The sequence below is a fragment of the Alcanivorax jadensis T9 genome, assembly GCF_000756655.1.
Taxonomy (GTDB): Bacteria; Pseudomonadota; Gammaproteobacteria; order Pseudomonadales; family Alcanivoracaceae; genus Alcanivorax; species Alcanivorax jadensis.
On record NZ_ARXU01000005.1, the window covers coordinates 142,014 to 168,510 of the forward strand.

Consider the following 26,497-nt stretch of genomic DNA (forward strand, 5'->3'; position numbering starts at 1 on the left):
CGTGCTGTTGCGACAAACCCTGGTGGCATTGCTGGTGCTGCCTAGCCTGGCCGCTGGCTGGGAGTTTCGTGGCGAAACCGGCCTGGAAGGACGTTATTTCACCCAGGCTTCTCCTTACGAGGCGGCGGACTATTCAACTAATAGTTCCCTGTATCTGAAAGGCGAGGTCTTCCACGAGTGGAACAACCGGGACGACCAGTTCATCTTTATTCCCTATGCGCGGGTTGACGAAAACGATAGCGAGCGCACCCATGCAGATATCCGCGAGCTGTCCTGGATTCACGTGGGTAGCGGCTGGGAATCCCGGGTAGGGATTCGCAAGGTGTTCTGGGGCGTCACGGAAGGGCGTCACCTGGTGGATATCATCAACCAGACCGACCTGGTGGACCAGGTGGATGGCGAGGAAAAGCTCGGCCAGCCCATGCTGAACCTGTCCACGGTACGTGACTGGGGTATCGTCGACCTGTTCGTGCTGCCGGGCTTTCGTGAGCGTACCTACGCCGGGGAAGAGGGCAGACCGCGTACACCGTTGCCGGTGTCCGACCATGCTCGTTACGAATCCGGTGCCGAAGACAAGCGCGTGGATGTGGCATTCCGCTACCAGCAGTATTTCAATAATGGCTTGGAGCTGGCCCTCTCCCATTTCTCCGGCACCAGCCGCGAGCCATTACTGCTTCCGGAAGCGCTCAGCCCCCAGCAGTTGCAAAGCCTGCTGCTCACCGGCAGCTTGCCCGCCGGCAGCGATCCGGAGCTGGTACCGCTGTATAACGTGATTGACCAGACCGGCCTGGAGCTGCAATACCTGAACAACGGCTGGCTGTGGAAGCTGGAAGCCATTACCCGCTCCGGGCAGGGGGATCGCTTTACCGCGCTGGATGGCGGCTTCGAATATACCCAGGTGGGCGTCCTCGACAGTGCCGCGGACCTGGGCTGGCTGCTCGAATACCTGTGGGAAGATCGGGATGCGTTACTGGCGTCGCCTTTCCAGGATGATGTCCTGTTGGCGACCCGATTCACCTTCAACGATGTGGCGTCTACGGAGATTCTCGCCGGTGTGATCTACGATCTGGAGAATGACGAGAAGGCCATCAACCTGGAATCCAGCCGCCGCTTCGGCAATAACCTCAAGGCCAGCCTGGAGGCCCGCTTTTATACTGATACTGCGAAACCTCTCTCCGCCTCGGAACTGTACCTGTCAGCCCTGCAGGGCAGGGCGGAAAATCCGGGCCTGAGCCCGGTCAGCCGCTCGGACTTCATCCAGGCGGAAGTGGTGTATTACTTCTGAAGAGAGTTCAAAGTTCAAAGTTGAAAGTTCAAAAGCGCGGGCTGGTTATGGTGCCACCGGACACAGGCCAGAGCCGCGCCGCACGGATAAAGAAAAAAGATATTCATCCGAATGGCCGAGTGAGGTAGCCAACTGGGTTTTATGAGTGGCGTCGCGGCGCCGAGGGTCAATGTTTAGCGCAAGCCCCCGCCCGCGCTTTGTAACTTGCAACTGTCCCCTTGACCCCCTTCACACCCAAACGTATGTTTGAAACGTATGTTTTGAACACAGGGCAGGGCGCATGGCACAGGCGGGCACGGTAGACCGGATTCTGGATACCGCAGAGGTATTGTTTGCCCAGAAGGGCTTTGCGGAGACCAGCCTGCGTGCTATTACCAGCAAGGCCGGAGTGAACCTGGCCGCGGTGAACTACCATTTTGGTTCCAAGGAAGCACTGATACAGGCGGTATTCGAGCGCTTCCTGACGCCGTTCAGTGCGGCACTCGGTGCCAAGCTGGATGAAATGGAAGCGACCGGCACCCCGGACACGCCGGAAAACGTGCTCGGCATCGTGTTTCGTCTGGCCCTGGGCACCCACCCGGAAGACCCGCAGCGCGCCGCCATCTTCTTTCGTCTCTCCGGGCAGGCCTACAGTCAGCCTCAGGGGCACTTGCGTGACTATCTGCACACACACTACGGCGCCGTCTTTAAACGCCTGCAGGAGCACTTACAGCGAGCGGTGCCGAGCGTACCGCCCATGGAATTGTTCTGGCGCGTTCAATTCAGTCTGGGCGCCGTGATCTTTACCCTGTCCGGCATGCAGTCCCTGCAGGCTATCAGCAAGGCCGATTTCAACCTGGATGTGAGCACCGCGGATATCACCCGGCGGCTGCTGCCGTTTCTGGTCGGAGGCATCCAGGCCGATGTACCGGAATAACCCGCTTTTCTGTAGGAGCTATGCTTGCATGGCGAACTGAGCGTAGCGAAGGTAATGTTCTAGCTGGCTGATCCCTGCGGCCAAACGGTTTTTCGCCCTTCAAGCATAGCGCCTACAAAAGGATGGTATGGAACTGATCATCAACCTCTCTGAACAATGGCTGGAACTGCGCGGTGAGCGCACCGAGCGTTTTCCCGTGTCCTCCGCCCGCAACGGGGCAGGGCAGGCCATGGGCAGCGAAGCCACGCCGCTGGGTCAGCATCTGGTAAGGGCCCGTTTCGGCGACGGTCTACCGGAAGGTGCGGTGTTCAGCGGGCGCAAATTCTCTGGAGAGATCTGCGATGCGGCCAGGGTCCGTGAGCATCCGCAACGGGATTGGGTACTCACCCGCATCCTCTGGCTGGGGGGCATGGAACCCGGCCACAATCTGGGCGGTGACGTGGATAGTTTCCGACGCTTTATTTATATTCACGGCACACCCGACAGTGAGCCCATGGGGACGCCTGCCTCCCATGGCTGCATACGCATGCGCAATGCGGATATGATTCGCGTCTTCGATCAAGTGCCTGTGGGCGCCGCTGTCACCATTACCGAATAACCAGGATTGCCATGCCATCCGTTTCCCCCCTGCTGATGCTCGATCTGGAAGGTCTCCAGGTCAGCGATGTGGAGAAAGACTTGCTCAGCCACCCGGGTACCGGTGGGCTGATTCTCTTTACCCGTAACTACCAGGACCGGCAGCAGCTTGCTGAGCTGGTTCGCCAGATTCGCGCGGTACGGCCAGAGATACTGATCGCCGTAGACCAGGAAGGGGGGCGCGTACAGCGTTTCCGTGACGGGTTCGTGCGCCTGCCGCCCATGGCCGCCCTGGGGCGTCGTTACGACCAGACCCCGCAGTTAGCGATGGCGGAAGCCTCCCTGGTCGGTGAGCTGATGGCCTCTGAGCTGACCGAGCTGGATATTGATCTCAGCTTTGCGCCGGTGCTGGACCTGGACTACGGCACCAGCACGGTAATCGGAGACCGCAGCTTCCATGGCGATGCGGATGCCATGATCGCCCTGGCCGGTGCCTTTATCGACGGCATGAGTGCCGCCGGCATGGCAGCCACTGGCAAGCACTTCCCCGGCCACGGCCACGTGGTAGCGGATTCCCATCTGGAGTTGCCGGTGGACCCGCGCCCGCTGGCCGAAATCGAAGCGGCTGACTTGCGACCTTTTGTGGCGCTGGCACAAAAGCTGGACGGCATCATGCCTGCCCACGTGATCTACAGCGCGGTAGAAAACCAGACCGCCGGTTTTTCCCGCTACTGGCTGCAGACCCGCTTGCGCGAGCAAATGGGTTTTCGCGGCGTGATCTTCTCCGATGATCTGTCCATGGCCGGTGCCCACGGCGTGGGCGGCTATGCGGAGCGGGCCCGGGCGGCGCTGGAAGCCGGTTGCGATATGGTGCTGGCCTGCAACAACCGCACAGGGGCCGAACAGGTGCTGGATTTCCTTGCCGGCACTCCCTTCAGCGGCCAGGTGCCGGCCAGCGGCCTGCGCGCCCGTTCGCGTCGCCCCATGGAAACCACCAAACGACACGCTGCCACGGAGCTGGCGGCGGCATTGACTGAACCTCGCTAAGGACTCACATGAACTGGGACTGGAACCAACTGCTGCAATGGCCGAACGTGGAGACCCCCACGGATATCTGGCTGACTCAATTGTTCATCATCGTACTGTGTACGGTGTCGGTGAACTTCATCCTGATGCGCGTCATCGATGTGCTTGACCGGTTGATCAACAAGACGGAAACCCTGTGGGACGATGCTCTGCTGGAAGCAGCGCGGATTCCGCTGCGGCTGGTGTTCTGGGTCATTGGTTTGTCGATCTCCGTGGAGCTGCTGCAGGCAGTGACCGAGCAAGCCAATGAACTGTTCGACCTGGCTCCCAAAGTCCGTCAGATCGCCTTCATCATCATCATTGCCATGTTCCTTAACCGGTTTATCTCCTACACGGAGAAAAATCTGATCGACGCCTCGCGCATGCGTAAACCCATGGACAAGTCCACCGCCGCGGCGGTAGCTAAATTGCTGCGGGTGTCGGTGATCATCACTTCCTTGCTGATCATCCTGCAGACCATGGGCTACAGCGTGTCGGGGGTGCTGGCTTTCGGCGGTATCGGTGGCATGGCGGTGGCCTTTGCCGCCAAGGATCTGCTCGCCAACTTCTTCGGCGGCATGATGGTGTACCTGGACAAGCCGTTTCGGATCGGGGACTGGGTGCGGTCACCGGACCGTTCTATCGAAGGTACCGTGGAGCATATCGGCTGGCGGCTGACCTGTATCCGCACCTTTGACCAGCGTCCGTTGTATATCCCCAATGCCATGTTCACCACGGTGGTGCTGGAAAACCCGTCACGCATGTTTAATCGTCGTATCAACGAGAAGATCGGTATCCGCTATGACGACTGGCAGAAAATGCCGGGCATTGTGGCGGAAGTGAAACAGATGCTGATCGACCACGAAGAGCTGGAAACCGACAGCCGTACCCTGATCGTCAACTTCGACAGCTATGGCGCGTCGCACCTGGAGTTCTTTATCTACACCTTCACCAAGACCACCCAGTGGGTGCGTTACCATGAGATCAAGCAGGATGTGCTGATGAAGATCATGGCCATCGTCAACGAGCACGGGGCGGAGTTTGCCTTCCCCACTCGCACCCTGCATCTTGTCAGCCACAACGACGATCATCCCGCCACGGGTCTGGAAAACGACAACACTGAGGACGCACAGCATGTCCATCGCTGAGGAGCTGCAACAGGAACTGATGCGGGTACGCCGCGAGGCCATCGAGCTGCATTCTGCCGATCAGGTTCAGGAAGCCATCGCCAAGCTGGCCTTCGCGGTCACCGAAGCTTACTCGGGCAAGGTGCCGGTGATGCTGACCGTCATGAACGGGGGGATGATCTTCGCTGCCGAGTTGGTCAAGCGCCTGGATATTCCGCTGGAGATGGATTACCTCCACGCCAGTCGTTATCTGGGGGAAACCAGTGGCGGCGATGTGGAGTGGATTGTCACCCCCAATGCCAGCCTGGCCGGGCGGGATGTGCTGATTGTGGATGACATTCTTGATGTGGGTACCACCTTGCTGTCCATCATCGACGCCTGCAAGGCTCAGGGTGCTGCCTCGGTGAAGACCTGTGTGCTGGTGGACAAGCAGCATGACCGCAAGGCAAAGCCGGGCCTGAAAGCCGACTTCACGGCCCTGGACGCGGCGGATTATTATCTTTTCGGCATGGGTATGGACTACAAGGGTTTCTGGCGTAATGCGCCGGGGATCTACGCGGTAAAGGAACACTGAGTATGTTGGCGTTTATTGGCGGCACCGGTCTTACGCGCATGGATAATCTGCGCATCATCCGCAGACAGGCGATTTCCACCCGCTTTGGCGATCCGTCCGCTGCGGTAGTGGAAGGGGAGCTGGATGGCCAGAACGTGCTGTTCCTGGCCCGCCATGGCGACCCCCATGTACTGCTGCCTCATCAGGTGAACTATCGGGCCAATATGACGGCCCTGAAAGAGGCGGGTGCCACCGCCATTGTGGCGGTGAACGCGGTAGGCGGCATCACTGCCCAGGCCCCCACCGGCGCCCTGGTGTTGCCCGACCAGATTATCGACTACACCTGGGGCCGAGAGATGACCCTGTTCGACGACCCGGCGGAGCCGCTGGTGCACGTGGACTTCAGCTGGCCGTTCGATAGCGCTTTGCGCAATGGCCTGAAGGAAAAACTGGCTGCGTCGGAGCTGAAATGGAACGACGGCGGCTGCTATGCGGCTACTCAGGGACCACGGCTGGAAACCGCCGCAGAAATCATTCGCCTGGAGCGTGACGGTTGCGACATCGTCGGTATGACCGGCATGCCCGAAGCGGTGCTGGCCCGGGAGTTGGCATTGCCCTATGCCATGCTGTCGCTGGTGGTGAATCCGGCAGCGGGCAAATCCAGCCATGAGATCACCATGGCGGAAATCGAAGCTGTCATTCACGATGGCATGGCCAATGTGTGCCGGGTGTTGACGGATTTTGCCGGTGGCTACACCGCCTGATTATCACGGCCGCTGCCGAGCAGCGGCTTTTGGAAGGAGCTTCGCACAGTGACCCTGCTGATCATCTTCGCCGCCGTCTCCATCGGCTTTTCCTTTCTTTGCTCGATTCTGGAAGCGGCATTACTGTCGATTACGCCGAGTTTCATCGCCGGCCTGCGGGAAACACGGCCCAAGCTCTATGAGACGCTCCGTTCCTACAAGGACGATATCGACAAACCCCTGTCCGCCATTCTCACCCTCAATACGGTCGCCCATACCGTAGGGGCTACCGGGGTCGGCGCCCAGGTGGCGGTGGTGTTTGGCGAAGCCTGGCTCGGCGCGGCCTCCGCGGTGATGACCCTGGCCATTCTGGTGTTGTCGGAAATTATCCCCAAGACCATTGGGGCGAAATACTGGCGCGCTCTGGCGCCCATGCTGCCGCCGGTTCTGCAGTTCATCATGATCGCTCTGATGCCCTTTGTGTGGCTGTCCAAGCTGATTACCAGCCGCATTGGTGGTGGCGAGCACGATGTGGACGTGCGGGCGGAAATCCGCGCCCTGGCTGACATGGGCAAGGATCAGGATGCTCTGGACGACAACGAATTCCAGGTGATCCAGAACGTCCTGCGCCTGCACGACATCAAGGTCGGCACCATCATGACCCCGCGCACGGTTTGTCGCACGGTGACCCCGGAGATGACCGTGGCCGAATTTCTGGAAAAAGAGAAAGACCAGCCTTTTTCCCGCTTCCCGGTGATGACGGAGAAGGGCGAGGGCAAAGGCTATATCCACAAATCTGACCTGCTGGGCTGCAACCCGGAGCAGACCATGAGCGTACTGGCCCACGAAGTGCCTCTGGTCCATACCGGGATGGGGATCGACAAGCTGTTTCACGCCATGTTGGCCCAGCGCCAGCACATGGCGGTGGTCTATGACGAGCACGGCACCTGGGTAGGGCTGATCACGTTGGAGGATATTCTGGAAAGTATTCTCGGCCGTGAGATCATGGACGAAACCGATCACGTGGCAGACCTGCGACTCTATGCCCGCCAGCGCTGGAGCCGGCGGTTGAAAAAGCAGGAAAAGCCACAATAGGAAGTAACAAGCCAGATTGAGGAGAAGCAACCATGACCGAGATCTACAAGGACAACAGCGAAACCATTGGCAAGACCCCGCTGGTGCAAATCAACCGCATTAGCCAGGGAAAAATTCTCGCCAAGCTGGAATCACGCAACCCGGCGGGTAGCGTGAAATGTCGTATTGGCAGCTCCATGATCTGGGACGCGGAAAAGAGCGGCAAACTGAAACCCGGCATGACCCTGGTGGAACCCACCAGCGGCAACACCGGTATTGCCCTGGCTTACGTGGCAGCGGCGCGGGGGTACGACCTGACCCTGACCATGCCCGACACCATGAGCCTGGAGCGGCGTAAAATCCTCAAGGCTCTGGGCGCCAAGCTGGTGCTTACACCCGGCGCCAAAGGCATGCCTGGAGCTATTGCCAAAGCCGAGGAACTGGTCAGCGAGAATCCGGACACGTTCCTGATGCTGCAGCAATTCAACAACCCGGCCAACCCGGAAATCCACGAGAAAACCACCGGCCCGGAAATCTGGGATGCGACCGGTGGCGATATTGACGTCCTGGTGAGTGGTGTGGGCACTGGTGGCACTATCACCGGGGTATCGCGCTACATCAAGAACCAGAAGGGCAAGGCCATTACCTCAATTGCCGTAGAGCCGGATTCCTCCACCATGATCAGCGCAGCCCTGAAAGGGGATGAGCCCACCCATGGCCCGCACAAGATCCAGGGCATCGGTGCCGGCTTTGTGCCGAAGAACCTGGATCTGTCTGTGGTGGATCGTTGTGAGCAAGTGAGCAACGAAGACGCCATGGCATGGGCCCACAAACTGATGCAGGAAGAGGGCATTCTTGCTGGCATCTCCTGCGGGGCAGCCATGTGTGTGGCGGACCGTATCAGCCAGCTGCCGGAATTCGAGGGCAAGACCATTGTGGTGGTACTGCCAGACTCCGGCGAACGCTACCTGACCTCCCCGTTGTTTGCGGATATGTTCAGTGACCAGGAGCTGAACCAGTAGGGAACGGCTTGCTGGCGATCTTCACCCTGCGATGGTCGCCAGCCGCAACGCTGGCGGGCTTTGCCCGCCGGCGCTGTACAGCGCTGGCCCTGTGCCGTATAAATGCAAATTATTGAGTTAAGAAAACCGTTGGCAAAGCGGTCTGGGGGAAGCATGAAAGCACCAATATTGTTGTTGGGCAGTCTGGTTTTACTGGCCGGTTGCTATGGAGATAGTAGTGATGTGAGCCGTAGCGGTGAGGTGGAAAACCGCCCGCCACTGGGCCAGCAGCAGCCAGCTGCACGGCTGGTACCCGCCGACGAACAGATGGCCAGTGGTCGTTACCGCACTGATATTCAGGTCGCCAACGGCGCCCAGACGGTATCCTCCAGCAGTGAAAATTACACCACCACTGCGGAAGTCTCCGTGATCCGCTAATCACCAAACCCGAATCCTCCCACGCTCTTTTTGGGCGGATCAGCCGTCGGCGACATTCACCGTTCAACTGCGATGGCCTCAGCCTCTGATCCCCGCTATCCTTGCGGCCGGTAACCGGAGGGCCCCATGGCAGTCAGTACAGAAGTGGATATCGTCGTTATCGGCGCCGGAGCGGCTGGACTGATGTGTGCTGCCACGGCTGCCTATCAGGGCCATCGGGTACTGTTGCTGGATCACGCCAACAAGGCGGGCAAGAAAATCCTCATGTCCGGCGGTGGTCGGTGCAACTTCACCAATCTGAATACCACCCCGGAACATTTCGTTTCCGCCAACCCCCATTTCTGCAAATCCGCCCTCAAGCGTTACAGCCCCTGGCACTTCGTGGAGCTGGTGGAGCGCCATGGTATCGAGCATGTGGAAAAGGCGGCGGGGCAACTGTTCTGCGCAGAATCTTCCAAGGATATTCTCGGCATCCTGCTCACCGAGTGTGACTGGGCCGGTGCGGAGATTTCGCTGAAGACTCAGATTCGCCGGGTGGAGCGGGCGGGGCAGGGCTTTGTGCTCACTACTTCCGCTGGCGTCATTCGTTGCGCCAAACTGGTGGTGGCCTGCGGGGGGCTGTCGATTCCCACCATGGGGGCCTCGGGCTTCGGCTATCAGCTTGCTGAGCAATTCGGGCTCAGTGTGCTGCCCACCCGTGCCGGGCTGGTACCGTTCACGCTACAGCCGGATGACAAGGCCTGGCTGTCCGCTTTGTCCGGTATCAGTACCGAGGTGGTGGCAGAGGCCGGTGGCACCCACTTTGCCGAGCCCATGCTGATCACCCACCGGGGCCTGTCTGGTCCAGCCATGTTGCAGGTCTCCAGTTTCTGGGCACCGGGCCAGCCGGTGACTGTGGACTGGCTACCCGGTGTTGCCCATCCTTTCGCCGATCTGGTCGCCGAGCGCAACCAGCATCCCAACCGTGGCATGGAGCGGTGGCTGCGCCAGTATTTCTCGCAACGGCTGGCTGGGGCCCTGGTGGAGCGGTTTGGCTGGCAGGGCAACCTGCAGCAGTTCAGCAACGAGCGCCTCAGTGGTCTGGCAGCCACCCTCAAGGGCTGGCAATTCAAACCCTCGGGCACGGAAGGCTATCGCACCGCAGAGGTTACCCTGGGCGGGGTCGACACCGATGCCATCTCTTCCAAGACCTTTGAAGTGAACACCGTACCGGGGCTGCACTTCATTGGTGAGGTCCTCGATGTCACCGGTCAGCTCGGTGGCTTCAACTTCCAGTGGGCCTGGGCCAGCGGTTGGTGCACGGGGTTGGCGTTGTAGAGTTTGCCAGCCCGCTGAGAGGCATGGCCTCACCGCCGGAGGCTTCGGATAAACCGTATTTCGCGGTCGGCTCTGTAGGTAAGTCATCCTGGGGCAAGCCTGTAGCCCACCAGTCCATTCCCTGACACAATGATCCCCAACACCTCGGGCAAAACAAGGATGCACGATGAACCTCGAGAAGGTGGTTTTTGGTTTTTTCATTCTGCTTGCGCTGACGCTTAACTTCGGGTTCTTCTACGGGGAGATTGATAACCCGCAGCACCATGACGTTTATGAGTTGTTTGCGGCCCTGGTGGTCAGCCTGATAGCCACCGTGCTCAAGTTCGGTGAACGCACGCAGATTGGCGCTGTGTTGTTGGCTTCCTCCCTGGTGGCAGATCTTCAGTTAATCGTGGCCGCCATTGTCTGGGCGGTCGCGGTGCATGTGCTTGAAGTCGGGCTGACGCCGGCGGTAATGGCGTCCATTGTGTCCCTGTCAGGTGGCGCCCTGTTGGCCAACCTGGTATCCGCCGTGCTGTTGACGGTGGAAACCATCACCCTGCAGCGATAATTGCCATGCCCTCTGTCGTTCCCATGATCCTGCGGCGCATGCGTGTGCCACTGGTGGTGCTGATTGTGGCGTACAGCATCGCCACCGTGGGTTTCACTCTGATTCCCGGCGTGGATGATCAGGGTAACCCCTGGCGGATGAGTTTCTTCGAAGCCTTCTACGTGGTCAGCTACACCGGTAGCACCATTGGCTTCGGTGAGGTGCCATACGATTTTTCCGGTGGCCAGCGCATGTGGACCATGGTCAGTATTTATCTGACCGTGTTCTCCTGGCTGTATTCCGTGGGCATCATTATTTCCCTGCTGCAGGACAAGAATTTCCGGCAGGAACTGAGCCGAGTGCAATTGCAGCGCAGCCTGCGCCGCTTTCGTGAACCCTTCTATGTGATCTGCGGCTACGGTGATACCGGCAAACTACTGACCCGGTCTTTGCTCAGTCGAGGCATGCGGGTGGTCATCGTGGACAAGGACCCGGAAGCCATTGATTCTCTGCGCATCAAGGATCAGGGGCTGTATGTGCCGGGTTTTACGGTGGATGCGGAAATCCCCGGGAACCTGGTCAAGGCCGGCCTCAAGCACCCGCTGTGCCGTGGCGTACTGGCGGTGACCGACAACAATCACACCAATTTGAAAATCGCCACTACGGTGAAATTGCTGAACAAACACAGCCAGGTGTTCTGTCGCGCCGGTAGCGAAGAAAATGCCAACAATATGTTGTCCTTCGGCACTGATCTGGTGGTCAATCCCTATCAGGATTTTGCCCGTCGTCTGTTGTTGGGCATCCGCCAGCCGGATACCCACCGGGTGTATGATTGGCTCACCTCCTTGCCCGGTGCCGGCTTGCCGGAGCGGCCAATGCCTCCCCAGGGTCGCTGGATACTGTGTGGTTTCGGCCCTTTTGGGCGCGCTGTGTACGAGGCGCTCAGCAAGGAGGCGGGTATTGATCTGGTGGTGGTGACGCCACACCCGAATCAGCCGGATGTGCCTGCTGGCAGCGTGGAAGGGAAGGGCACGGAAGCTGTGACTCTGCGTGAAGCGGGTATCGACAAGGCCGTGGCCCTGGTGGTGGCGACACCGGATGATGCCGATAACCTGTCAGTCATGATGACGGCGCGCGAATTGAACAGCAGTATTTACATGGTGGCCTTGCAGAACCGCCTGCATAACCGCCTGTTGTTTCAGGCCGTTAATCCTGAATTGCCCGTGCAAACCAGCTTTCTGGTGGCCAGTCGTTTCCTGTCTGTGCTCAATGCGCCTCTGTTGAAAGAGTTTCTCCAGGAGGCAGAGAAACAGGGTAATGAGTGGAATGAGCAACTGCTGGAGCGTATGGCCGGGATCACGACCACGATCACCCCGGAAAGCTGGCACGTGCAGATAGGCGATGAAGAGACCCCCGCAGTGACCCTGGCTCTGCGTCTGGGGGAGCCGGTTACCCTGGGCAACCTGTGTCGTAGTCCCCGTCATCGGCTCACTTGTCTGGATGCCATTCCCCTGATGCTGCGCCGCAATGGCCGCAATACTCTTCTGCCCGATGAAACGGAAAAGCTGGAGCCTGGTGACCGCTTGCTGTTTTGCGGCACGGACAAGGCCAATAATCTGATGCAATGGAGCCTGCGCCACCTCAACGCCTTGCGTTACGTGCAGACGGGCCATCAGCGACCGGATGGCCTGGTCTGGCGCTGGCTGGCCAAACGCCGGGCAGCACCGGTGGACGTGCGGGAATAGTCGCCGGTAGTTGCTTGCCTGCTTGCCGTGGTTCCCGGCACTTCCTATGATCGTTGCTGCAGACTATGGGCGAGACTGAGTGGAAGACGACAACAATAACGATGCGCTGATCGGTAAAATCTACGAAACAGCGCTGTCCCCCGGCGACTGGGTCGAGTTGCTGGATACCATTGCCGGCTGGACGGATAGCCGGCCGCCATCCGCCGATCCCGGCAGCTCTCTGGCAACGCGACAGACTTCCAGCGAAGTGGATCAACTGATTGACCACCTGGAACGGGCGGTGCGTAGCAGTGCCTACATGCATGCCCTGGAAGATCGTACCCAGGTGCTCAATGCCATGTACAACCAGATGCCCTGGCCCATGCTGATGCTGGATGATGGCATGCAGGTACTGGAATGCAATCCAGTGGCCAGGCTGGTGCTGGCGGATGGCCCGGTGCAGTTGCATGAAGACGGCAGCCTGCTGTTTGCCGATCGGGAATTGAAACAGGCCCTGGACCGCATCAACCGGATGGCTGAGGGCCGTGAAACCCGCTTGATCAGTTCTCCCCAGGACGGGGTGTCCCTGTTATGTCTGCCGGTGCAGAAATCCGATGCGCCGGGGACAATTTCCCAGCTGCGTACTATCGTCTGGGTGTTGGCGGGCCATAGCGTGGTGACGCCATCCCCGGAGATGCTTCGCTCCCTGTTTAATATCTCCCAGGCGGAATCCCGCCTGCTGCACCTGCTGTGCAAAATCGGCAACCTGAGCCAGAGCGCCAAACTGCTGAATGTCAGCATTCACACCGCCCGTACCCAGCTCAAATCCACTATGGCAAAACTCAATGCCAACAGCCAGGTACAGCTGGTCAGTCACGCCATGGGCCATGCTCTGGTGCAAGCAGCGAAACTGCCACAAATCCAGCAGGAACAGGAATACACCCTGAGCCTGCCAGATCGTCGAGTGCTTAGCTGGTACGAATATGGCGACCCCAATGGCCGCTCGGTACTCACCCTGGACAACCTGGGTGCGGCCATGCCGGATCATGGCTACTTTGATGGCTGGTATCGTGAAAAAGGGCTACGCATGATCATGATCGTGCGGCCCGGCTACGGCATTTCCACCTACAAGGCGGGTATGGAATTCCGGGATTTTGGCCCGGATATTCTCGCCTTGTGTGAGCATCTGGACCTGAATCGTCCACCCATGGCGGCCTACTGTGGGGGAGGCCCCTATGCCCTCTGTGCGGCAGCGCTATACCCGGACATTTTCGATCGACTTGGCCTGTTGGCCAGCACTGTTCCTATCGAGCACTTCGAATTGGACAAGCTGGACCCGCTGCACAACATGTTCTTGCGTCTTTTCCGTCGTGACCCGAGGCTATTTGTGTTGGTAGGGCGGTTGGGCATACGCGGGGTGCAGAAGGCGCCAGAAAAATTCTTCGCCATGATTGCAAAAGGGTTGTGCGATCAAGACAAGGCTGTGCTGGGTAATCCGGATCTGTTGCAGCGCACCATCAAATCCATGCGTCGCAGTCATTTCCAGGGTGCCCGCATTATGATTGATGAGTATCTACGCATGCAGCATCCCTGGCAGGTGGACCTGGGCAAGATTACCGTGCCGGTCATGCAGTGGCACGGCGAAGACGACCGGATTATTTCCATCGGCAGCGCCCGCGGCCTGGCGAGTGATTTGCCCGGCGTGGCGTTTCGCAGTTTCCCGGGACTGGGGCGCTTTATGGTCTATCCGATGTGGAAGGCGTTTCTTACAGAGTTGCTGGAACTGGACTGATTCAGAACAGGCGTGAATTTGTCGACGATGCAGTGCGTTTCAGCAGACGCCCTTACCTTGTCATGCAAGATCGGCAAACTGCTCTCGAAACGCCGTTGGCACGGGCATGATTGCGTGGCTCTGATGATCGAAAAAGACAAAGCCCTGCTTGGCTAACACTACCAGCTGACCGCCAGGCTGTTTGCTGACCCGGAAAATCAGATCGGCCCCGTACTTGTTGAAATCCATCAATCCCACTTCGAACTGAAGATCATCTTGAGCGAAACTTTCCGTCTTGTAGGTGGCCACCAGGTCAGTCACCACAATGCTCTGCTTGTCGGTATCGAACTGGTCGAAGCCGATATGGCAGAAAAACCGGTAACGGGCTTCGGAGAGCAGTGAGATCATCTGGTCGTTGCCCACATGTTTACCGGTATTCAGGTCTGTCATGCGCACATTGATGGTGTGGGTGTAGATGAACTGCTCGGGCAGATCAAGTTGAACGCGAGCCATACTGCAGTCTCCAGCGGGGAAGGAGAGGAGTGTAGCAAGGTCTATCGGGTTTAGTGAAAAAGGATTATGTATTGGGCGGAGTGGCATTCTGGCAACACATGCACCAGCTCAGGAAGTGGTCTGAAAGCACCGTGCCATGGAAGAACGTATGGTACGGAGCAGCAATGGTGCTGCTCCATACCCACGACGTGATGGTTAAACGTTCAGGTCAGCTTCAACCGATTGGCAATTGCGCCGAGCCAGTGCCAGATTGGATTTTGCCTTGTCCAGCACCAGGTACATGAACAGACCTTCATTTTTCGCCACCGGACGGATGATGTGATATTGGGTTCCCAGTGTGATCAGAATATCCTCGATGGTGTCTTTGAGTCCCAGTGATTTCATGGTTTTAAGCTTGGCACGAACCACCTCGGTGTTGCCGGCGGCGGCCAACTCAAGATCCAGTCCGGTCCCATCCTGACCCAGCACCATGCCACTGTTTGAATCAACAATAGCGGCACACATTGCACCATCGGATTCCAACAGGGTTTTCAGACTCTCAGTAACGTTGCCCATAACTAACTCCTATTATTTTATATTTTCCCTAAAGAGGGGAACTAACTGGCTGCTTTCAATGATTCCGATAGAGCTGCACAACAGTTTTTGGCGCCCCAGATCAGTTGCCCGAGCTTGGAGGCGTCATTGGCGACTACGGCCAATGCCAGGGGAGGTGAGCTGTTGGGCACTTTCATCACGGCCACAACGCCCTCCTCGGATTCGACAATCAGGCGGCTGCACTCAGAAATGCCCGCTTCTTTTGCTATTGCCGAGCTGATTGCCGCAAGGGAGCTTCCCATTGCGGCAAGCCGGCTGGCTTTCCCCTTATCGTTTTCCAACGTGGCTATTTCAAAGCCATCACTGCTCAATAGCACGGCAGAGGTGATCCCCGGGGTGGAGTCTTGCAGGATGTGTAGCTGTTTCTGCGCCATTGCCACGGCAGAATCGCTAAGAGGGTTCCTGTCTTTCATACTTGCATCAGTTCCATTTCGTTGGCTTCGATCTGACAGAGGAGGGTTTCAACCAGAAGCAGAACGTCTTCACACTCCCTGACGTCCACGGAAATCACTGGGACAAACAGATGTTTGGCTGCCAGTTTTTCCGTAACCCGGTCGATACGTGTGAAGTCATCACTGGAAATCCGGCCAATACCAATAACCAGAGGCGTTTCCCCGTTGTTGGAAAAAGCGTTGGTGTAAAGTTCCAGGTGTTCTTCAAGGTCCGGGTGTTCGCCGTTCAGCAGGAGGATAACTCCTGCTGCATTGGTAGCCAGAATTGGCCACATGAACTGAAAACGCTCTTGCCCTGGTGTGCCGTAAAGGCGCACGCCACTACCGTCAGGCAGGCTGATATAACCGTAATCCAGACCGGCGGTCGTCATTTCCTTGTTGCACTGCTCTAAATCAGTGTTTATCACATCCGTGGAGACACATTCCTGATCACTGAGTTGAGTGATTGCCGTAGTCTTACCGGCGCCCATCGGGCCGGTGAAAAGGATTTTGAATTCGTTGCTTATCATTATTTCAGCTCAATCCCAGACGTGTTCTCAGGCCTTTGATCATCCCACCGAGGCGATGGTGTTCCGCGCCAGCTTGTACTGATGGGGCTATAGCAGAGGGCGGTCTCACCTGACTGACCAGTAACCCGCTAATTTCACAAGCATTGATGAAGTGATAAAGCGCCTTGTCATCACAATGTGAAAGTGTCTTCAGCTCTGACAGCGTCAGTGCACGGCGGGTCATCAGGGCACACAAGGAGAGCAACTGCCGGGATTTATTCAGCGCTGCAGCACTGGGCCAACGGCTCAATTTGAAATGGCTGTCTTCATCCAGCCAGGGCAGCAGGTCATTGCAATGGTTAGCTCCGGTTAGCCAGGCGAGCTCAAACAGTGGCCGTGGCACCATGCCCTCGGAAACGGGTTCGCTGCTGGGGCTTAAAGGGCTAAAAGACACTGGGCCTGCGGACAAGGCGTGTAGCAATGCGGGCCGTGCGTAAAACCGGTGGCTTCCGGGTTTTACCAGTAAAAGGCCTTCCGGACTTTGGCTGCTGTACAGTTCAGTCGACCCCTTGTTATTGATAACCCGGTATAAACTGGCACAAAAATCGACGCTAGGTAGTGATGAGTTTCCTTCTGATTCAGACACTTCACGATTATGCTCAGCATGACTGGATGAAGTATCCAAAGATCGCAGTACCTCATCCAACACATCCAGCAGCTGCATGACTCGAAATGGGTGTGGCAGCGCAAAAGCGGATGCTGGTTTTTCCTCAGAGCTGGGGTAAATGACGATACAGGGTTTTTGGCTCAGGTCGTCCTGGCTGGTTTGTGCCTCTTGCAGACTGGACACCATGAGAACATCCGCCATCGCAGGTGTTGCCTGGCTCCAGTGTACTGAGGAACGGCCATCAATGATTTTCAGCATGGAAAGACAGGCACTGACCGTGTCTTCTCCCAATCCGATAAATCCAAGACGCTGTGTTTGCATTTGTGCCATCCGAGATCCGGTAGTACCGGTTACTGCAATAGTGGCGAAAACTGCTGATCGCCATCAGTTAGTGATCTATGTCTCAATTATTAGTAGCGGGACGCCCAGCAGGGCAAAGGGATCGCGACAGGCGGAGACTTTCAAGGGATGAGTTGATGTTGCGATCACGTCATATTGACCGTCTTTGTTGGCGGTTTTCTGAAGCGAAGGAACGATTTTTTTATAACAGGATGATTAATAAGGAAAATATTATTATTTGAAAAAATAAGTGACGTTGGTTGTGAGGTAACGAAATAAATGTACGCCTTTTCCTACATTTGCCATTCACTTGTAAGACATTGCTTACCGATGGTTGAAATTTCTCCCTCTGTTATCTCTGGAAGCTAGCCGATTCCGCCATAACGAACCCCGGCCAGGGCAGCCATTTCCCGATCAAAGGTTGCCAGGTCTTCCAGGGTAAATTGATTCAGATGGTGGTGGCCGCAGGCGCGGGCCATGACTTGCATCAGCTCTGTTGAGGCATGGAAGAAGTTGGCCAGCCGGTGGGCAGCGTGGTCCACGTCCAGACGTTTTCGCAATTCCTCGTTCTGGGTGGCGATGCCGGCGGGGCATTGGTTGGTATTGCACATGCGGGCGCCAACGCAGCCAATGGCCTGCATGGCGCTGTTGGACAGGGCAATACCATCGGCCCCCAGGGCCAGAGCTTTGACGAAATCCATGGGCATGCGCAGGCCGCCGGTGATCATCAGAGTGACGTTGCCGCTGGCGCCCTGGTCATCCAGATAGCGGCGGGCGCGGGCCAGGGCGGGGATGGTGGGCACGCTGATGTGGTCGCGGAACATGGCGGGTGCAGCCCCGGTGCCGCCGCCCCGGCCATCCAGAATGATGTAGTCGGCGCTGGCATCCAGGGCGAACTGGATGTCTCTTTCGATATGGTTAGCGCTCAGTTTGAACCCCACCGGTATGCCGCCGGACACTTCCCGCACCCGGTCGGCGAAACGTTTGAAATCATCGCTGCTGTGCAGCTCCCTGAAGGTGGCAGGGGAGATGGCCGGCTGGCCTTCGGGAATGTGGCGCACCTGGGAAATCTTGCCCACGTTCTTGTTGGCAGGCAGATGGCCGCCGGTGCCGGTCTTGGCGCCCTGGCCACCCTTGAAGTGAAACGCCTGCACCTTCTTCAGATGGTCCTCGGTATAGCCAAACATGGCGCTGGCCAACTCGTAAAAATAGCGGGAATTGGCGGCCTGTTCTTCCGGCAGCATGCCGCCCTCGCCGGAACAGATGCCGGTGCCGGCCAGGTCTGCGCCCCGTGCCAGTGACACCTTCGCCTCCTCGGAAAGTGCACCGAAGCTCATGTCCGAGACCATCAGGGGAATCGCCAGCGTTAGCGGTTTGTCCGCTCTGGGACCGATCATCAGTTCGGTGCCTACGGGTTGGTCATCCAGCAGCGGTTGGGTGGCCATCTGCGCCACCATGATCTGGATATCATCCCATTTGGGCAGGCAGTCACGGGGGACGCCCATGGCGGTCATGGGGCCATGATGGCCGACTTTATCGAGCCCGTTTTCCGCCAGGTCGTGGATCAGGGCCACGTTGGGTTCCTCTGCGGTGGCCTTGGGCTGTGGCATGCCGTCCCGCTGGATACTCTCCGGGCCGGGGCCTTCTTCGCCGACCTGGTCTTTGCTGAACCGGGCGTGGGTGCCATCGCAATAGGGGAAGTTGCCGCTATGCTTGCACATGCACAGGTAGCCTTCGTCCTTGTCGGCTTCGAAGCCGAGGGGCGTGATATCGGTGCCCGCATGGGAGCCATCGCAGAAGGGCTGGTTGGCGGAACGACCGCAGCGGCAGAAGTGGTAGGTTTCACAGGGTTTGAGTTCGGTTTTCCGGGGCTTGATATCGGCGATGACGGGCTTGGACATGGTGGCTCCTGGCTGGCACTGCGGGCTGGGATACTTCGATCATGCCAGCGGTGGCGGGGGAGTCAACGCTTTGGACAGGGCAGGATAGAGAGCGCTCGCCATTCGACTCTGCCTGCCTTACCGCGCGGCAGGAAGAGTCGAGTGACGCGCTTGCTAGCGGTTCGATTCGATGTTTCGAACCAGGCGGTGAATCTTTTCGCTGCGATCCAGCAGCGCATCGCTGAGTGGGCTCATCACCCCCCGCAGCATGGACAAGGGTTTCCAGCGGGCCGGGGCAATAATGGCAGCGGAACGGGTTGTCAGGCCGGCAACCAGGGCAGTGGCAATTTCCTCGGGCTGCACCTGCTTTCTCAGAACGGCGGGGAAGGCGCTTTCAATCAGCTCGGAGGCGGTGGCATGGCCACCGAAGGCCAGCTCGGTGATAGGTGTTGCCGTCCAGCCGGGGTAGAGCACGCTGGCGCTGGCGCCGGTACCGGCCAGTTCAGCCCGCAAGGCTCTGCCGAGCATTTCCACTGCCGCCTTGGAGGCGGCGTAGGGCGCATTGACCATGCCGTTGACGAACGAATAGATCGAGGAGGTGATGATAATCTGGCCATGATTTCGCTGAACCTCCGGCAGGGCCGCACGAAGAGTGCGCCAGACGCCGAACAGATCCACGTCGATAATTTTTTCGAACTCGGCCTCATCGCAGCTGGCGATAGTCGCCGGGTTGTTCCGCCAGGCAATGCCGGCGTTGGCAAAGGCGATATCCAGCCGGCCAAAGTGCTCCACGGTTTGCAGAACGACAGCTTTTGAGGCGGCTGCATCCGTTACGTCGAGAGGCAAGGCGAGTACCCGTGCGGGATCAAATTCTGCGGCAAGCAAGTCCAGGGACTGCTGGGATAAATCCGTCAGCACCAGGTTGGCCCCTTTTGTGTAAAGCGCTCGAGCGCTGGCAGCACCAATCCCGCCGGTTGCGCCGGTGATGAGAACCACCTTGCCATTCAGGTCATACTTCTTGCCCACGTGCTGATCTCCCTGTAAGTCGTTGCGTCCGGTAACCATGACAGCGGTCACCGGTGAGTCAAAACAAGCACAGAACCATACCACTGATGCTCAGTGAGAGTCCTGTGGGATTCAGTAGCCACCGGCCTCAAGCCGACCCGTGAGTTTTCCTTCATCGTGTGGCGTCAAACGATTGGCCCAGCAGGAAGGGGTGATGGTAGCCGGTGCCGTGCACAATCATTTTCATCGCAACCACAGGAAAGGATTTTCTCATGGGCAAATCAACCTGGCGGCCGGAGATGATGGCAGACCTCACCGGCAAGACGATTCTGGTAACCGGCGCCAACAGCGGCATCGGCCTGGAAGCGGTGAAACTGTTCGCCGGCAAAGGGGCCGAAGTGATCATGGCCTGCCGTAATGTGGACAAGGCCAAAGCGGCCGCGGAGGCGGTGAAAGCCATGGTGGCTGACGCCAGGCTGGTGATTATGGCGCTGGATCTGGCTGATCTTGCCTCGGTAAAGGCGTTTGCCGAGGCGGTAAAGCAGCGCTTTTCAAGGCTGGATGTGTTGCTCAACAACGCTGGCCTGATGGCGCCGCCATTGCAGCGAACCCGGGATGGTTTCGAAATGCAGTTCGGCACCAATCACTTGGGACATTTTGCGCTGACCGGCCAGCTTGTTGAGCTTCTCGAGTTTGCCAGCGATCCACGGATTGTGCAGATATCCAGCCTGGCCCATCGGGGCGGTAAGTTGATGTGGGGGAATCTCAATGCGGAAAAAAACTATTCCCGTTGGCCCTTCTATTGTCAGAGCAAGCTGGCCAACCTGATTTTCGCCAGGGACCTGCAGCGTCGGCTGCAGGCATCGGGGTCGAACATCAGGGTAATGGCCGCTCACCCCGGCTATTCCGCTACCCACCTTCAGGATACGGTGCCCGGTGGAGGCCTGTTCAACAAGATCATGGCTCAGTCTGCTCAGATGGGGTGCCTGCCCGGCGTTATGGCCGCCACCAGCGATGCGGTGGAGGCGGGCGGTTATTACGGCCCGGAGGGAAAGGTGATGGAATTACGCGGCTATCCGGCCCCGGCCTTTGCCCGCAAGATCACTGACAATCAGGCCGTTGCACAGCGGTTGTGGGAAGAATCGGAGCGGTTGACCGGGGTACATTATCTTAACGATTAGACTGTTTGTCTGATGTTGAGGGGTGTTATTCCCCGGGCGTAGGTAATTTCCCGTTTTTCCCCTAGAATCTGCGGCTGACTATCAATCTCGGAGTAAGTATCCCATGGGCCGCGCCTATCAGAACCGTAAAGAATCCATGGCGAAAACCTCGGACATGAAGGCCAAGGTTTACAGCCGCTATGGTCGAGAGATTTATGTGTGCGCCAAGGCCGGTGGCCTGGATCCATCTGCCAATCTGGCCCTGCGTGGTCTGATTGACCGGGCCAAGAAGGATCAGGTGCCTGGCCATGTGATCGATAAAGCCATCGACAAGGCCAAAGGCGGCGGCGGTGAAGATTTTGCCCCGGCTCGTTACGAGGGTTATGGCCCTGGCGGCTGCATGGCGATCATCGAGTGTCTTACCGACAATCCCAACCGTACTTTCGGCGATGTGCGCGTGGCGTTCACCAAGACCAAGTGCAAGATCGGTACCCAGGGCACCGTGGCTCACATGTTCGATCATGCGGCGATTTTCGTGTTCCGTCATGATGACGAAGAAGCGGTGCTGGAAGCACTGATGGACGCGGATGTGGATGTCACCGATATCGAAAGCGAAGACGGCATGCTCACTGTGTTCACCCCCAACACAGAATATGCCAAGGCCCGCCAGGCGCTTGCTGGCGCTTTCGAAGGTATCGACTTCGAGGTGGATGAAATCCAGTTTATTCCGCAGAGTTTCACCACGGTGAGCGGCGATGACCGGGAGCTGTTCGATAAATTCCTGGCCATGCTCAACGATCTGGACGATGTGCAGAACGTGTATCACAACGTAGATTTGGCCGAATAAATTTGATGTCTCTTCCGCCTGGACCACTTACTGGGCGGGTGCCCGACTGTTTGATTTGATCGGCCTTAACGAGTGATTCGCACCAGCATGCCGAACATGGGGTGGTCGAAGTAATAGACTTCATGGCCGGTGAGGCGACGGCTTTCGTCGATATCCACGTAGAAACGCTGGCCGTTACTCTGGGTATTGAACCAGATGCGTGGCTCCACGTGGACGTAGCGGGATTCGCTGAAGTGCAGTGTGCCTTCCAGTTCTGGCACGTTGCCGTCACCCGTTGTCAGGGTCTGACCACCGCTCAGATACACTGGCAGAGTGTCGCTCTTGTCACCAATGGGCTGGCTCCAGGCCTTGTGGTAAAGCTGTCGGTAATCACCGGTGCCGGCCATGCGCTCCATCATGTATTGCAGCACGGTCTCGTCTTCCGGCAGAGGTTGCCAGGCACCGCGGGACAGTGCGTCCGGGTCGGCGTATTCGCTGGCTTCCGGTGCGCCAATAGTCACTGACCGGGAGGCGTAGCGAGGTTGCAAATCGGCGGGCCAGATTTCTTCGCTGCTGCCGTGATCACGGGCGAATATCAGGACCTCAACGTTGTACCAGCTCTGGGCAATGACAGGGGTGGCCATGAGGGCCAGCACAGCCAAAAAGAATGCGCGAAGCATCGGGATCTCCTCTGGTGGCCTGTATGCAGGCCTTATCTTGATACTGACGTGGAGGTGTGCCCCTCCTGCTGCCTGTCGGATGCTCCGCTGGGGGCGGAGAATCCGGTGATTTCCTTACACCTGTACGCCTTGGCTGTGACAAGGCGACACCCTGGAAATTGCACCCACGTCATTTTTTATTTCAACGACTATAACCAGTTCACATCGCCAATTCACGATTAACCGCCTGGCCGGTCGTTTTTCACGAATTAGCTGCCGGTGTCCTGCTTGATGCTCTGGGCTGCAAGGCGCTTGAGCAGGGCCTCTACCACCTCGATACGTTCCTCTGGCGTTTCACTGCCTTCCACAAAACGCAGTGCATTGGCACCCTCGAGCTTGTAGCGGTTGGGGCCGGACTGGACCAGTTTTACGATGGTCAGCGGATCCACCGGGGTGCGCTCGCCGAATTCCAGCTTGCCGCCGCCGGCGTGAGCATCGAGTCGAGTGATGCCCAGGCGGTCCGCCTGCTGGCGCAGTTCGGTGACCGCAAACAGGTTTTTCACCGGTGCCGGCAGCAGGCCGAAGCGATCGATCATTTCTACCTGCAGTTCTTTCAGGCCATTGCGGGTCTTGCAGCCGGCAATGCGCTTGTAGAGGGTCAGGCGGCCGAACACGTCAGGCAGGTAATCCTCAGGGATCAGAGCGGGGATACGCAGGTTCAGTTCCGGACCACCGCTGAGCGGTTTTTCCACGTCCGGTTGTTCGCCCCGTTTCAGAGCTTCCACCGCCTGTTCCAGCATTTCCATGTAGAGGCTGAAACCGATGGTGTGGATGTTACCGTGCTGCTCTTCGCCGAGCAGTTCCCCGGCGCCACGGATTTCCAGATCCTGGCTGGCCAGCATGAAGCCGGCGCCCAGGTCGGTGGCCTGTTCGATGGCCTCCAGGCGCTTGAGTGCGTCCTTGCTCATCGCCTTGGGGCTGGGGGTGATCAGGTAGGCGTAGGCCTGGTGATGGCTGCGGCCCACGCGGCCTCGTAACTGATGCAGCTGTGCCAGGCCGAGCTTGTCGGCCCGGTCGATGATGATGGTGTTGGCGCTGGGCACGTCGATGCCGGTTTCGATGATGGTGGAACAGACCAGCACATTGAAGCGCCGGTGATAGAAGTCGCTCATCACCGCTTCCAGTTCCCGCTCGCGCATCTGCCCGTGGGCAATGCCGACGCGGGCGTCAGGGACCAGTTTGCGGATGTCGGCCGCGGTCCTGTCCATGGTGTCGATATCGTTGTGCAGATAGTACACCTGACCGCCACGAAGCAGCTCGCGGAGCAAGGCTTCCTTGATGGTGGTGTCGTTGTGCTGCTGCACGAAGGTTTTTACCGACAGGCGTTTTTGCGGTGGGGTGGCGATGATGGAAATGTCGCGCATGCCGCTAAAGGCCATATTCAGGGTACGGGGGATCGGAGTGGCGGTGAGGGTGAGGATGTCGCATTCAGCGCGCATCTGTTTGAGGCGCTCCTTGTGACGCACCCCGAAGCGGTGTTCCTCGTCCACGATGATCAGCCCGAGGTCGCTGAAGGAGACGGTTTCCTGCAGCAACTGGTGGGTGCCGATCAGGATATCCACCTTGCCTTCCTTCAGACGCTTCAGCACCTGGGTCTTGTCCTTGGCACTGCGGAAGCGTGACAGCACTTCGATGTTCACCGGCCAGTCGGCAAAGCGGTCAGTGAAGGACTCGTAATGCTGCTGGGCGAGCAGGGTGGTGGGCACCAGCACCGCCACCTGGGTCTGGTTTTCCACTGCCACGAAGGCGGCGCGCATGGCCACTTCGGTCTTGCCGAAGCCCACATCACCGCACACCAGCCGATCCATGGGCTGGCTGGACTGCATGTCGGCAATCACCGAGGCAATGGCGGCCTGCTGGTCCGGGGTTTCCTCGAAGGGGAAGCCGGCACTGAAGCGCTCGTAATCGGTCATGTCCACGTCGAACTGCTTGCCCTGGCGGGCTTCGCGGCGGGCGTAGGTGTTGAGCAGCTCCGCGGCCACATCGTGGATCTTTTCTGCGGCCTTCTGCCGTGCCTTGCTCCACTGCTCGGTGCCCAGCCGGTTGAGCGGGGCGGTATCGCCGCCGCCGTAGCGGCTGATCAGGTGCAGGGAGGACACCGGCACGTAGAGCTTGTCGCCGCCGGCATATTCCAGTAGCAGGAACTCGTGTTGCTGGCGGTCCACTTCCATATGGATCAGGCCCAGATAGCGGCCCACGCCATGCTCCATGTGCACTACCGGGGAGCCTTCGGTGAGCTCGCCCAGGGAGCGGAAGGCCTGCTCGGCGGCGCCGTCGTCGCTGCTGGATTTGCGGCGCCGGCGTTGCAGAACCCGTTCGCCGTAGAGGTCGTTCTCGGTGACTACCAGCAGTTCATGTTCGGGGGCGTAGAAGCCCGCATCCAGCTCGCCGCGGGTCAGGCTCCAGCGCTCTGGCTGGGCGATAAAGTCCGGCCAGTTGTCTTTCAGGGCCGGCTGGATGCCGATTTTCTGCATCAATTCCAGCAGGGCTTCCCGGCGGCCGGCGGTTTCTGCACAGAGCAGAATGCGGGTGTCCGGATGGGCGTCGGAGAAAGTGTGCAGCAGGGCCAGCGGGTTGCTGGCGCGCACATCGGCTGTGAGCGCCGGCATGCTGGCCACGTCGAAGTGAATGGCGTTGTCGCTATCCGCCTGTCGGGCACGGGGGTGCTGTTTGAGAGAAGCTGCCAGTTCTTCCGGGCGCAGGTACAACTTCCAGGGCGTCAGAATCGGCCGGTGGATATCGTGGCGGCGGGATTCATAGCGCTGTTCCACGTCGGCCCAGAAGTGCTCCACGGCGCTCTGGCAGTCGGCTAGCTCCACCAGTCGCACATCGTCGGGCAGGTAGTCGAACAGGGTGGCCATGTTCTCGAAGAACAGCGGCAGGTAGTACTCCAGCCCCGGCGCGGACAGGCCGTCGGACACATCCTGATAGAGCGGCACGCCGCGGGTGTCCACGTCGAAGGTGTCGCGAAAGGCGGTGCGGAAACGGCTGATGCCGTCGGCGCTGAGCGGGTATTCCGCCGCCGGCAGCAGGGTGATGTCATCCACCTTGCCGGTGGAGCGCTGGCTTTCCGCGTCGAACAGGCGCAGGGATTCGATTTCGTCGTCGAACAGCTCAATGCGGAAGGGTTGATCGGCGCCCATGGGGAAGATATCCATGATGGCGCCGCGCACGGCGAATTCGCCGTGTTCGTAAACGTTATCCCGCTGTCGGTAGCCGCAGGACACCAGGCGGCTGCGGGTGGCTTCCATATCGAAGGTGTCGCCCACTTTGAGCATGAAGCTGTTGCCGGTGATGTGCAGTGGCGGGGCCAGCCGCTGCATCAGGGTATTTATTGGCACTACCAGGATGCCCTTGTGACTGATGGGCAACTGGTGCAACACGCGGATGCGATCGCTGATGATGTCCTGGTGGGGGCTGAACAGGTCGTAGGGCAGGGTTTCCCAGTCCGGAAACAGCATTACCGGCGTATCGTTGCCCTGATCCCCGCTACCGGTCAGGTAGAACTCCAGCGAGTCGGCAAGGTGTTGTGCGCGACTGCTGTTGGGAGCCAGCACCACAAACAGATGATCCTGGCTGCGTGCCAGTTCGGCCAGCACGGCAGCCATGCTGCCGCTGTCCAGCCCGGCCCAGTCTTTGTAGTGCTCGCGGCCGGTGGGGAAGAGGCTGCTGTCGGGGAGTAACTTCATTAAGACCCGTGTCCTGCGTGTTCGGTGGGTGCGTATTGTAGCCAAG

25 protein-coding genes are annotated in these 26,497 nt (G+C 58.6%); 16 read left to right on the plus strand and 9 right to left on the minus strand.

The genetic code is table 11. The features are described 5' to 3' along the window. Position 1 precedes the first annotated feature (1 nt). The 14 genes from T9A_RS08750 to T9A_RS08815 all read left to right on the plus strand — a co-directional run bounded on the left by T9A_RS08750 (position 2) and on the right by T9A_RS08815 (position 14,140). Positions 2-1,285: a hypothetical protein gene (locus tag T9A_RS08750; RefSeq protein ID WP_052042720.1), complete on the plus strand. Its 1,284-nt coding sequence runs from the start codon at positions 2-4 to the stop codon at positions 1,283-1,285. Positions 1,286-1,565: 280 nt separating this feature from the next. Beyond that, entirely contained in the window at positions 1,566-2,201 is a 636-nt protein-coding gene (locus T9A_RS08755; RefSeq protein ID WP_035247170.1) for a TetR/AcrR family transcriptional regulator, read from the plus strand. A 127-nt stretch (positions 2,202-2,328) separates the two neighbouring features. Then, the gene (locus T9A_RS08760; RefSeq protein ID WP_035247173.1) at positions 2,329-2,799 is read left to right on the plus strand and encodes a L,D-transpeptidase; all 471 of its coding nucleotides are present in this window, start codon (positions 2,329-2,331) and stop codon (positions 2,797-2,799) included. A gap of 11 nt (positions 2,800-2,810) precedes the next feature. Continuing rightward, positions 2,811-3,824 (plus strand): beta-N-acetylhexosaminidase, encoded by a 1,014-nt coding sequence (nagZ, locus tag T9A_RS08765; RefSeq protein ID WP_232222051.1) that lies wholly within the window; start codon positions 2,811-2,813, stop codon positions 3,822-3,824. 8 nt (positions 3,825-3,832) lie between these two features. Next, positions 3,833-4,990: a mechanosensitive ion channel family protein gene (locus T9A_RS08770; protein ID WP_035247175.1), complete on the plus strand. Its 1,158-nt coding sequence runs from the start codon at positions 3,833-3,835 to the stop codon at positions 4,988-4,990. Beyond that, positions 4,977-5,543: a hypoxanthine-guanine phosphoribosyltransferase gene (locus T9A_RS08775; protein ID WP_084573445.1), complete on the plus strand. Its 567-nt coding sequence runs from the start codon at positions 4,977-4,979 to the stop codon at positions 5,541-5,543. Before T9A_RS08770 ends, T9A_RS08775 begins: the two co-directional genes overlap by 14 nt. Before the next feature lie 2 nt (positions 5,544-5,545). After that, positions 5,546-6,286, plus strand: a complete 741-nt coding sequence (locus T9A_RS08780; RefSeq protein ID WP_084573446.1) for an S-methyl-5'-thioinosine phosphorylase — start codon at positions 5,546-5,548, stop codon at positions 6,284-6,286. Between the two features lie 48 nt (positions 6,287-6,334). Further along, the gene (locus T9A_RS08785; protein ID WP_035247182.1) at positions 6,335-7,360 is read left to right on the plus strand and encodes a CNNM domain-containing protein; all 1,026 of its coding nucleotides are present in this window, start codon (positions 6,335-6,337) and stop codon (positions 7,358-7,360) included. A gap of 32 nt (positions 7,361-7,392) precedes the next feature. Further along, a complete protein-coding gene (gene cysK / locus T9A_RS08790; RefSeq protein WP_035247186.1) occupies positions 7,393-8,361 on the plus strand; it encodes a cysteine synthase A in 969 nt (322 codons plus the stop codon). 153 nt (positions 8,362-8,514) lie between these two features. Further along, entirely contained in the window at positions 8,515-8,778 is a 264-nt protein-coding gene (locus T9A_RS08795; RefSeq protein WP_156964875.1) for a hypothetical protein, read from the plus strand. Between the two features lie 126 nt (positions 8,779-8,904). Next, complete coding sequence (locus tag T9A_RS08800; RefSeq protein ID WP_035247192.1) at positions 8,905-10,095, plus strand: BaiN/RdsA family NAD(P)/FAD-dependent oxidoreductase; 1,191 nt, start codon at positions 8,905-8,907, stop codon at positions 10,093-10,095. Between the two features lie 166 nt (positions 10,096-10,261). Continuing rightward, positions 10,262-10,645 (plus strand): DUF6394 family protein, encoded by a 384-nt coding sequence (locus tag T9A_RS08805; protein WP_035247195.1) that lies wholly within the window; start codon positions 10,262-10,264, stop codon positions 10,643-10,645. Positions 10,646-10,650: 5 nt separating this feature from the next. After that, entirely contained in the window at positions 10,651-12,369 is a 1,719-nt protein-coding gene (locus T9A_RS08810; protein ID WP_035247198.1) for a potassium channel family protein, read from the plus strand. Positions 12,370-12,448: 79 nt separating this feature from the next. Continuing rightward, positions 12,449-14,140 (plus strand): bifunctional helix-turn-helix transcriptional regulator/alpha/beta hydrolase, encoded by a 1,692-nt coding sequence (locus T9A_RS08815; RefSeq protein ID WP_035247201.1) that lies wholly within the window; start codon positions 12,449-12,451, stop codon positions 14,138-14,140. Positions 14,141-14,200: 60 nt separating this feature from the next. Here the strand turns inward: T9A_RS08815 and T9A_RS08820 are convergent, their stop codons facing one another. The 7 genes from T9A_RS08820 to T9A_RS08850 all read right to left on the minus strand — a co-directional run bounded on the left by T9A_RS08820 (position 14,201) and on the right by T9A_RS08850 (position 20,117). Continuing rightward, entirely contained in the window at positions 14,201-14,632 is a 432-nt protein-coding gene (locus tag T9A_RS08820; RefSeq protein ID WP_035247205.1) for a thioesterase family protein, read from the minus strand. A gap of 195 nt (positions 14,633-14,827) precedes the next feature. Then, positions 14,828-15,187: a hypothetical protein gene (locus T9A_RS08825; RefSeq protein ID WP_035247209.1), complete on the minus strand. Its 360-nt coding sequence runs from the start codon at positions 15,185-15,187 to the stop codon at positions 14,828-14,830. 41 nt (positions 15,188-15,228) lie between these two features. Then, positions 15,229-15,639 carry a roadblock/LC7 domain-containing protein gene (locus T9A_RS08830; RefSeq protein WP_035247212.1) on the minus strand — a complete coding sequence of 137 codons (411 nt, stop codon included), beginning with the start codon at positions 15,637-15,639 and terminating at the stop codon, positions 15,229-15,231. Then, positions 15,636-16,187, minus strand: coding sequence for a GTP-binding protein (locus T9A_RS08835; RefSeq protein ID WP_035247214.1), 552 nt, complete (start codon positions 16,185-16,187; stop codon positions 15,636-15,638). Before T9A_RS08835 ends, T9A_RS08830 begins: the two co-directional genes overlap by 4 nt. A 4-nt stretch (positions 16,188-16,191) precedes the next feature. Continuing rightward, entirely contained in the window at positions 16,192-17,163 is a 972-nt protein-coding gene (locus T9A_RS08840) for a hypothetical protein (RefSeq protein WP_035247216.1), read from the minus strand. Between the two features lie 374 nt (positions 17,164-17,537). Beyond that, the gene (locus tag T9A_RS08845) at positions 17,538-19,073 is read right to left on the minus strand and encodes a glutamate synthase-related protein (RefSeq protein WP_035247219.1); all 1,536 of its coding nucleotides are present in this window, start codon (positions 19,071-19,073) and stop codon (positions 17,538-17,540) included. A gap of 153 nt (positions 19,074-19,226) precedes the next feature. Then, complete coding sequence (locus T9A_RS08850; protein WP_052042705.1) at positions 19,227-20,117, minus strand: SDR family NAD(P)-dependent oxidoreductase; 891 nt, start codon at positions 20,115-20,117, stop codon at positions 19,227-19,229. A gap of 212 nt (positions 20,118-20,329) precedes the next feature. Between T9A_RS08850 and T9A_RS08855 the strand changes: the two genes are divergently transcribed. Both T9A_RS08855 and T9A_RS08860 read left to right on the plus strand, forming a co-directional pair. Beyond that, the gene (locus T9A_RS08855) at positions 20,330-21,238 is read left to right on the plus strand and encodes an oxidoreductase (protein ID WP_035247225.1); all 909 of its coding nucleotides are present in this window, start codon (positions 20,330-20,332) and stop codon (positions 21,236-21,238) included. Between the two features lie 103 nt (positions 21,239-21,341). After that, positions 21,342-22,064, plus strand: coding sequence for a YebC/PmpR family DNA-binding transcriptional regulator (locus T9A_RS08860; RefSeq protein ID WP_035247227.1), 723 nt, complete (start codon positions 21,342-21,344; stop codon positions 22,062-22,064). Positions 22,065-22,129: 65 nt separating this feature from the next. Here the strand turns inward: T9A_RS08860 and T9A_RS08865 are convergent, their stop codons facing one another. Together T9A_RS08865 and mfd are read right to left on the minus strand one after the other, a co-directional pair. Beyond that, positions 22,130-22,723, minus strand: coding sequence for a peptidoglycan binding protein CsiV (locus T9A_RS08865; RefSeq protein WP_035247229.1), 594 nt, complete (start codon positions 22,721-22,723; stop codon positions 22,130-22,132). A gap of 248 nt (positions 22,724-22,971) precedes the next feature. Then, entirely contained in the window at positions 22,972-26,451 is a 3,480-nt protein-coding gene (gene mfd, locus T9A_RS08870; protein WP_035247231.1) for a transcription-repair coupling factor, read from the minus strand. Between the last annotated feature and the right edge of the window lie 46 nt (positions 26,452-26,497).

Bases quoted from the DNA above. Each gene is read 5' to 3' on its own strand.
- T9A_RS08755 (WP_035247170.1), top strand. From the start codon at position 1,566: ATGGCACAGGCGGGCACGGTAGACCGGATTCTGGATACCGCAGAGGTA.
- T9A_RS08760 (WP_035247173.1), top strand. From the start codon at position 2,329: ATGGAACTGATCATCAACCTCTCTGAACAATGGCTGGAACTGCGCGGT.
- nagZ (WP_232222051.1), top strand. From the start codon at position 2,811: ATGCCATCCGTTTCCCCCCTGCTGATGCTCGATCTGGAAGGTCTCCAG.
- T9A_RS08770 (WP_035247175.1), top strand. From the start codon at position 3,833: ATGAACTGGGACTGGAACCAACTGCTGCAATGGCCGAACGTGGAGACC.
- T9A_RS08775 (WP_084573445.1), top strand. From the start codon at position 4,977: ATGTCCATCGCTGAGGAGCTGCAACAGGAACTGATGCGGGTACGCCGC.
- T9A_RS08780 (WP_084573446.1), top strand. From the start codon at position 5,546: ATGTTGGCGTTTATTGGCGGCACCGGTCTTACGCGCATGGATAATCTG.
- cysK (WP_035247186.1), top strand. From the start codon at position 7,393: ATGACCGAGATCTACAAGGACAACAGCGAAACCATTGGCAAGACCCCG.
- T9A_RS08795 (WP_156964875.1), top strand. From the start codon at position 8,515: ATGAAAGCACCAATATTGTTGTTGGGCAGTCTGGTTTTACTGGCCGGT.
- T9A_RS08800 (WP_035247192.1), top strand. From the start codon at position 8,905: ATGGCAGTCAGTACAGAAGTGGATATCGTCGTTATCGGCGCCGGAGCG.
- T9A_RS08805 (WP_035247195.1), top strand. From the start codon at position 10,262: ATGAACCTCGAGAAGGTGGTTTTTGGTTTTTTCATTCTGCTTGCGCTG.
- T9A_RS08810 (WP_035247198.1), top strand. From the start codon at position 10,651: ATGCCCTCTGTCGTTCCCATGATCCTGCGGCGCATGCGTGTGCCACTG.
- T9A_RS08820 (WP_035247205.1), bottom strand. From the start codon at position 14,632: ATGGCTCGCGTTCAACTTGATCTGCCCGAGCAGTTCATCTACACCCAC.
- T9A_RS08825 (WP_035247209.1), bottom strand. From the start codon at position 15,187: ATGGGCAACGTTACTGAGAGTCTGAAAACCCTGTTGGAATCCGATGGT.
- T9A_RS08830 (WP_035247212.1), bottom strand. From the start codon at position 15,639: ATGAAAGACAGGAACCCTCTTAGCGATTCTGCCGTGGCAATGGCGCAG.
- T9A_RS08835 (WP_035247214.1), bottom strand. From the start codon at position 16,187: ATGATAAGCAACGAATTCAAAATCCTTTTCACCGGCCCGATGGGCGCC.
- T9A_RS08840 (WP_035247216.1), bottom strand. From the start codon at position 17,163: ATGGCACAAATGCAAACACAGCGTCTTGGATTTATCGGATTGGGAGAA.
- T9A_RS08845 (WP_035247219.1), bottom strand. From the start codon at position 19,073: ATGTCCAAGCCCGTCATCGCCGATATCAAGCCCCGGAAAACCGAACTC.
- T9A_RS08850 (WP_052042705.1), bottom strand. From the start codon at position 20,117: ATGGTTACCGGACGCAACGACTTACAGGGAGATCAGCACGTGGGCAAG.
- T9A_RS08855 (WP_035247225.1), top strand. From the start codon at position 20,330: ATGGGCAAATCAACCTGGCGGCCGGAGATGATGGCAGACCTCACCGGC.
- T9A_RS08860 (WP_035247227.1), top strand. From the start codon at position 21,342: ATGGGCCGCGCCTATCAGAACCGTAAAGAATCCATGGCGAAAACCTCG.
- T9A_RS08865 (WP_035247229.1), bottom strand. From the start codon at position 22,723: ATGCTTCGCGCATTCTTTTTGGCTGTGCTGGCCCTCATGGCCACCCCT.
- mfd (WP_035247231.1), bottom strand. From the start codon at position 26,451: ATGAAGTTACTCCCCGACAGCAGCCTCTTCCCCACCGGCCGCGAGCAC.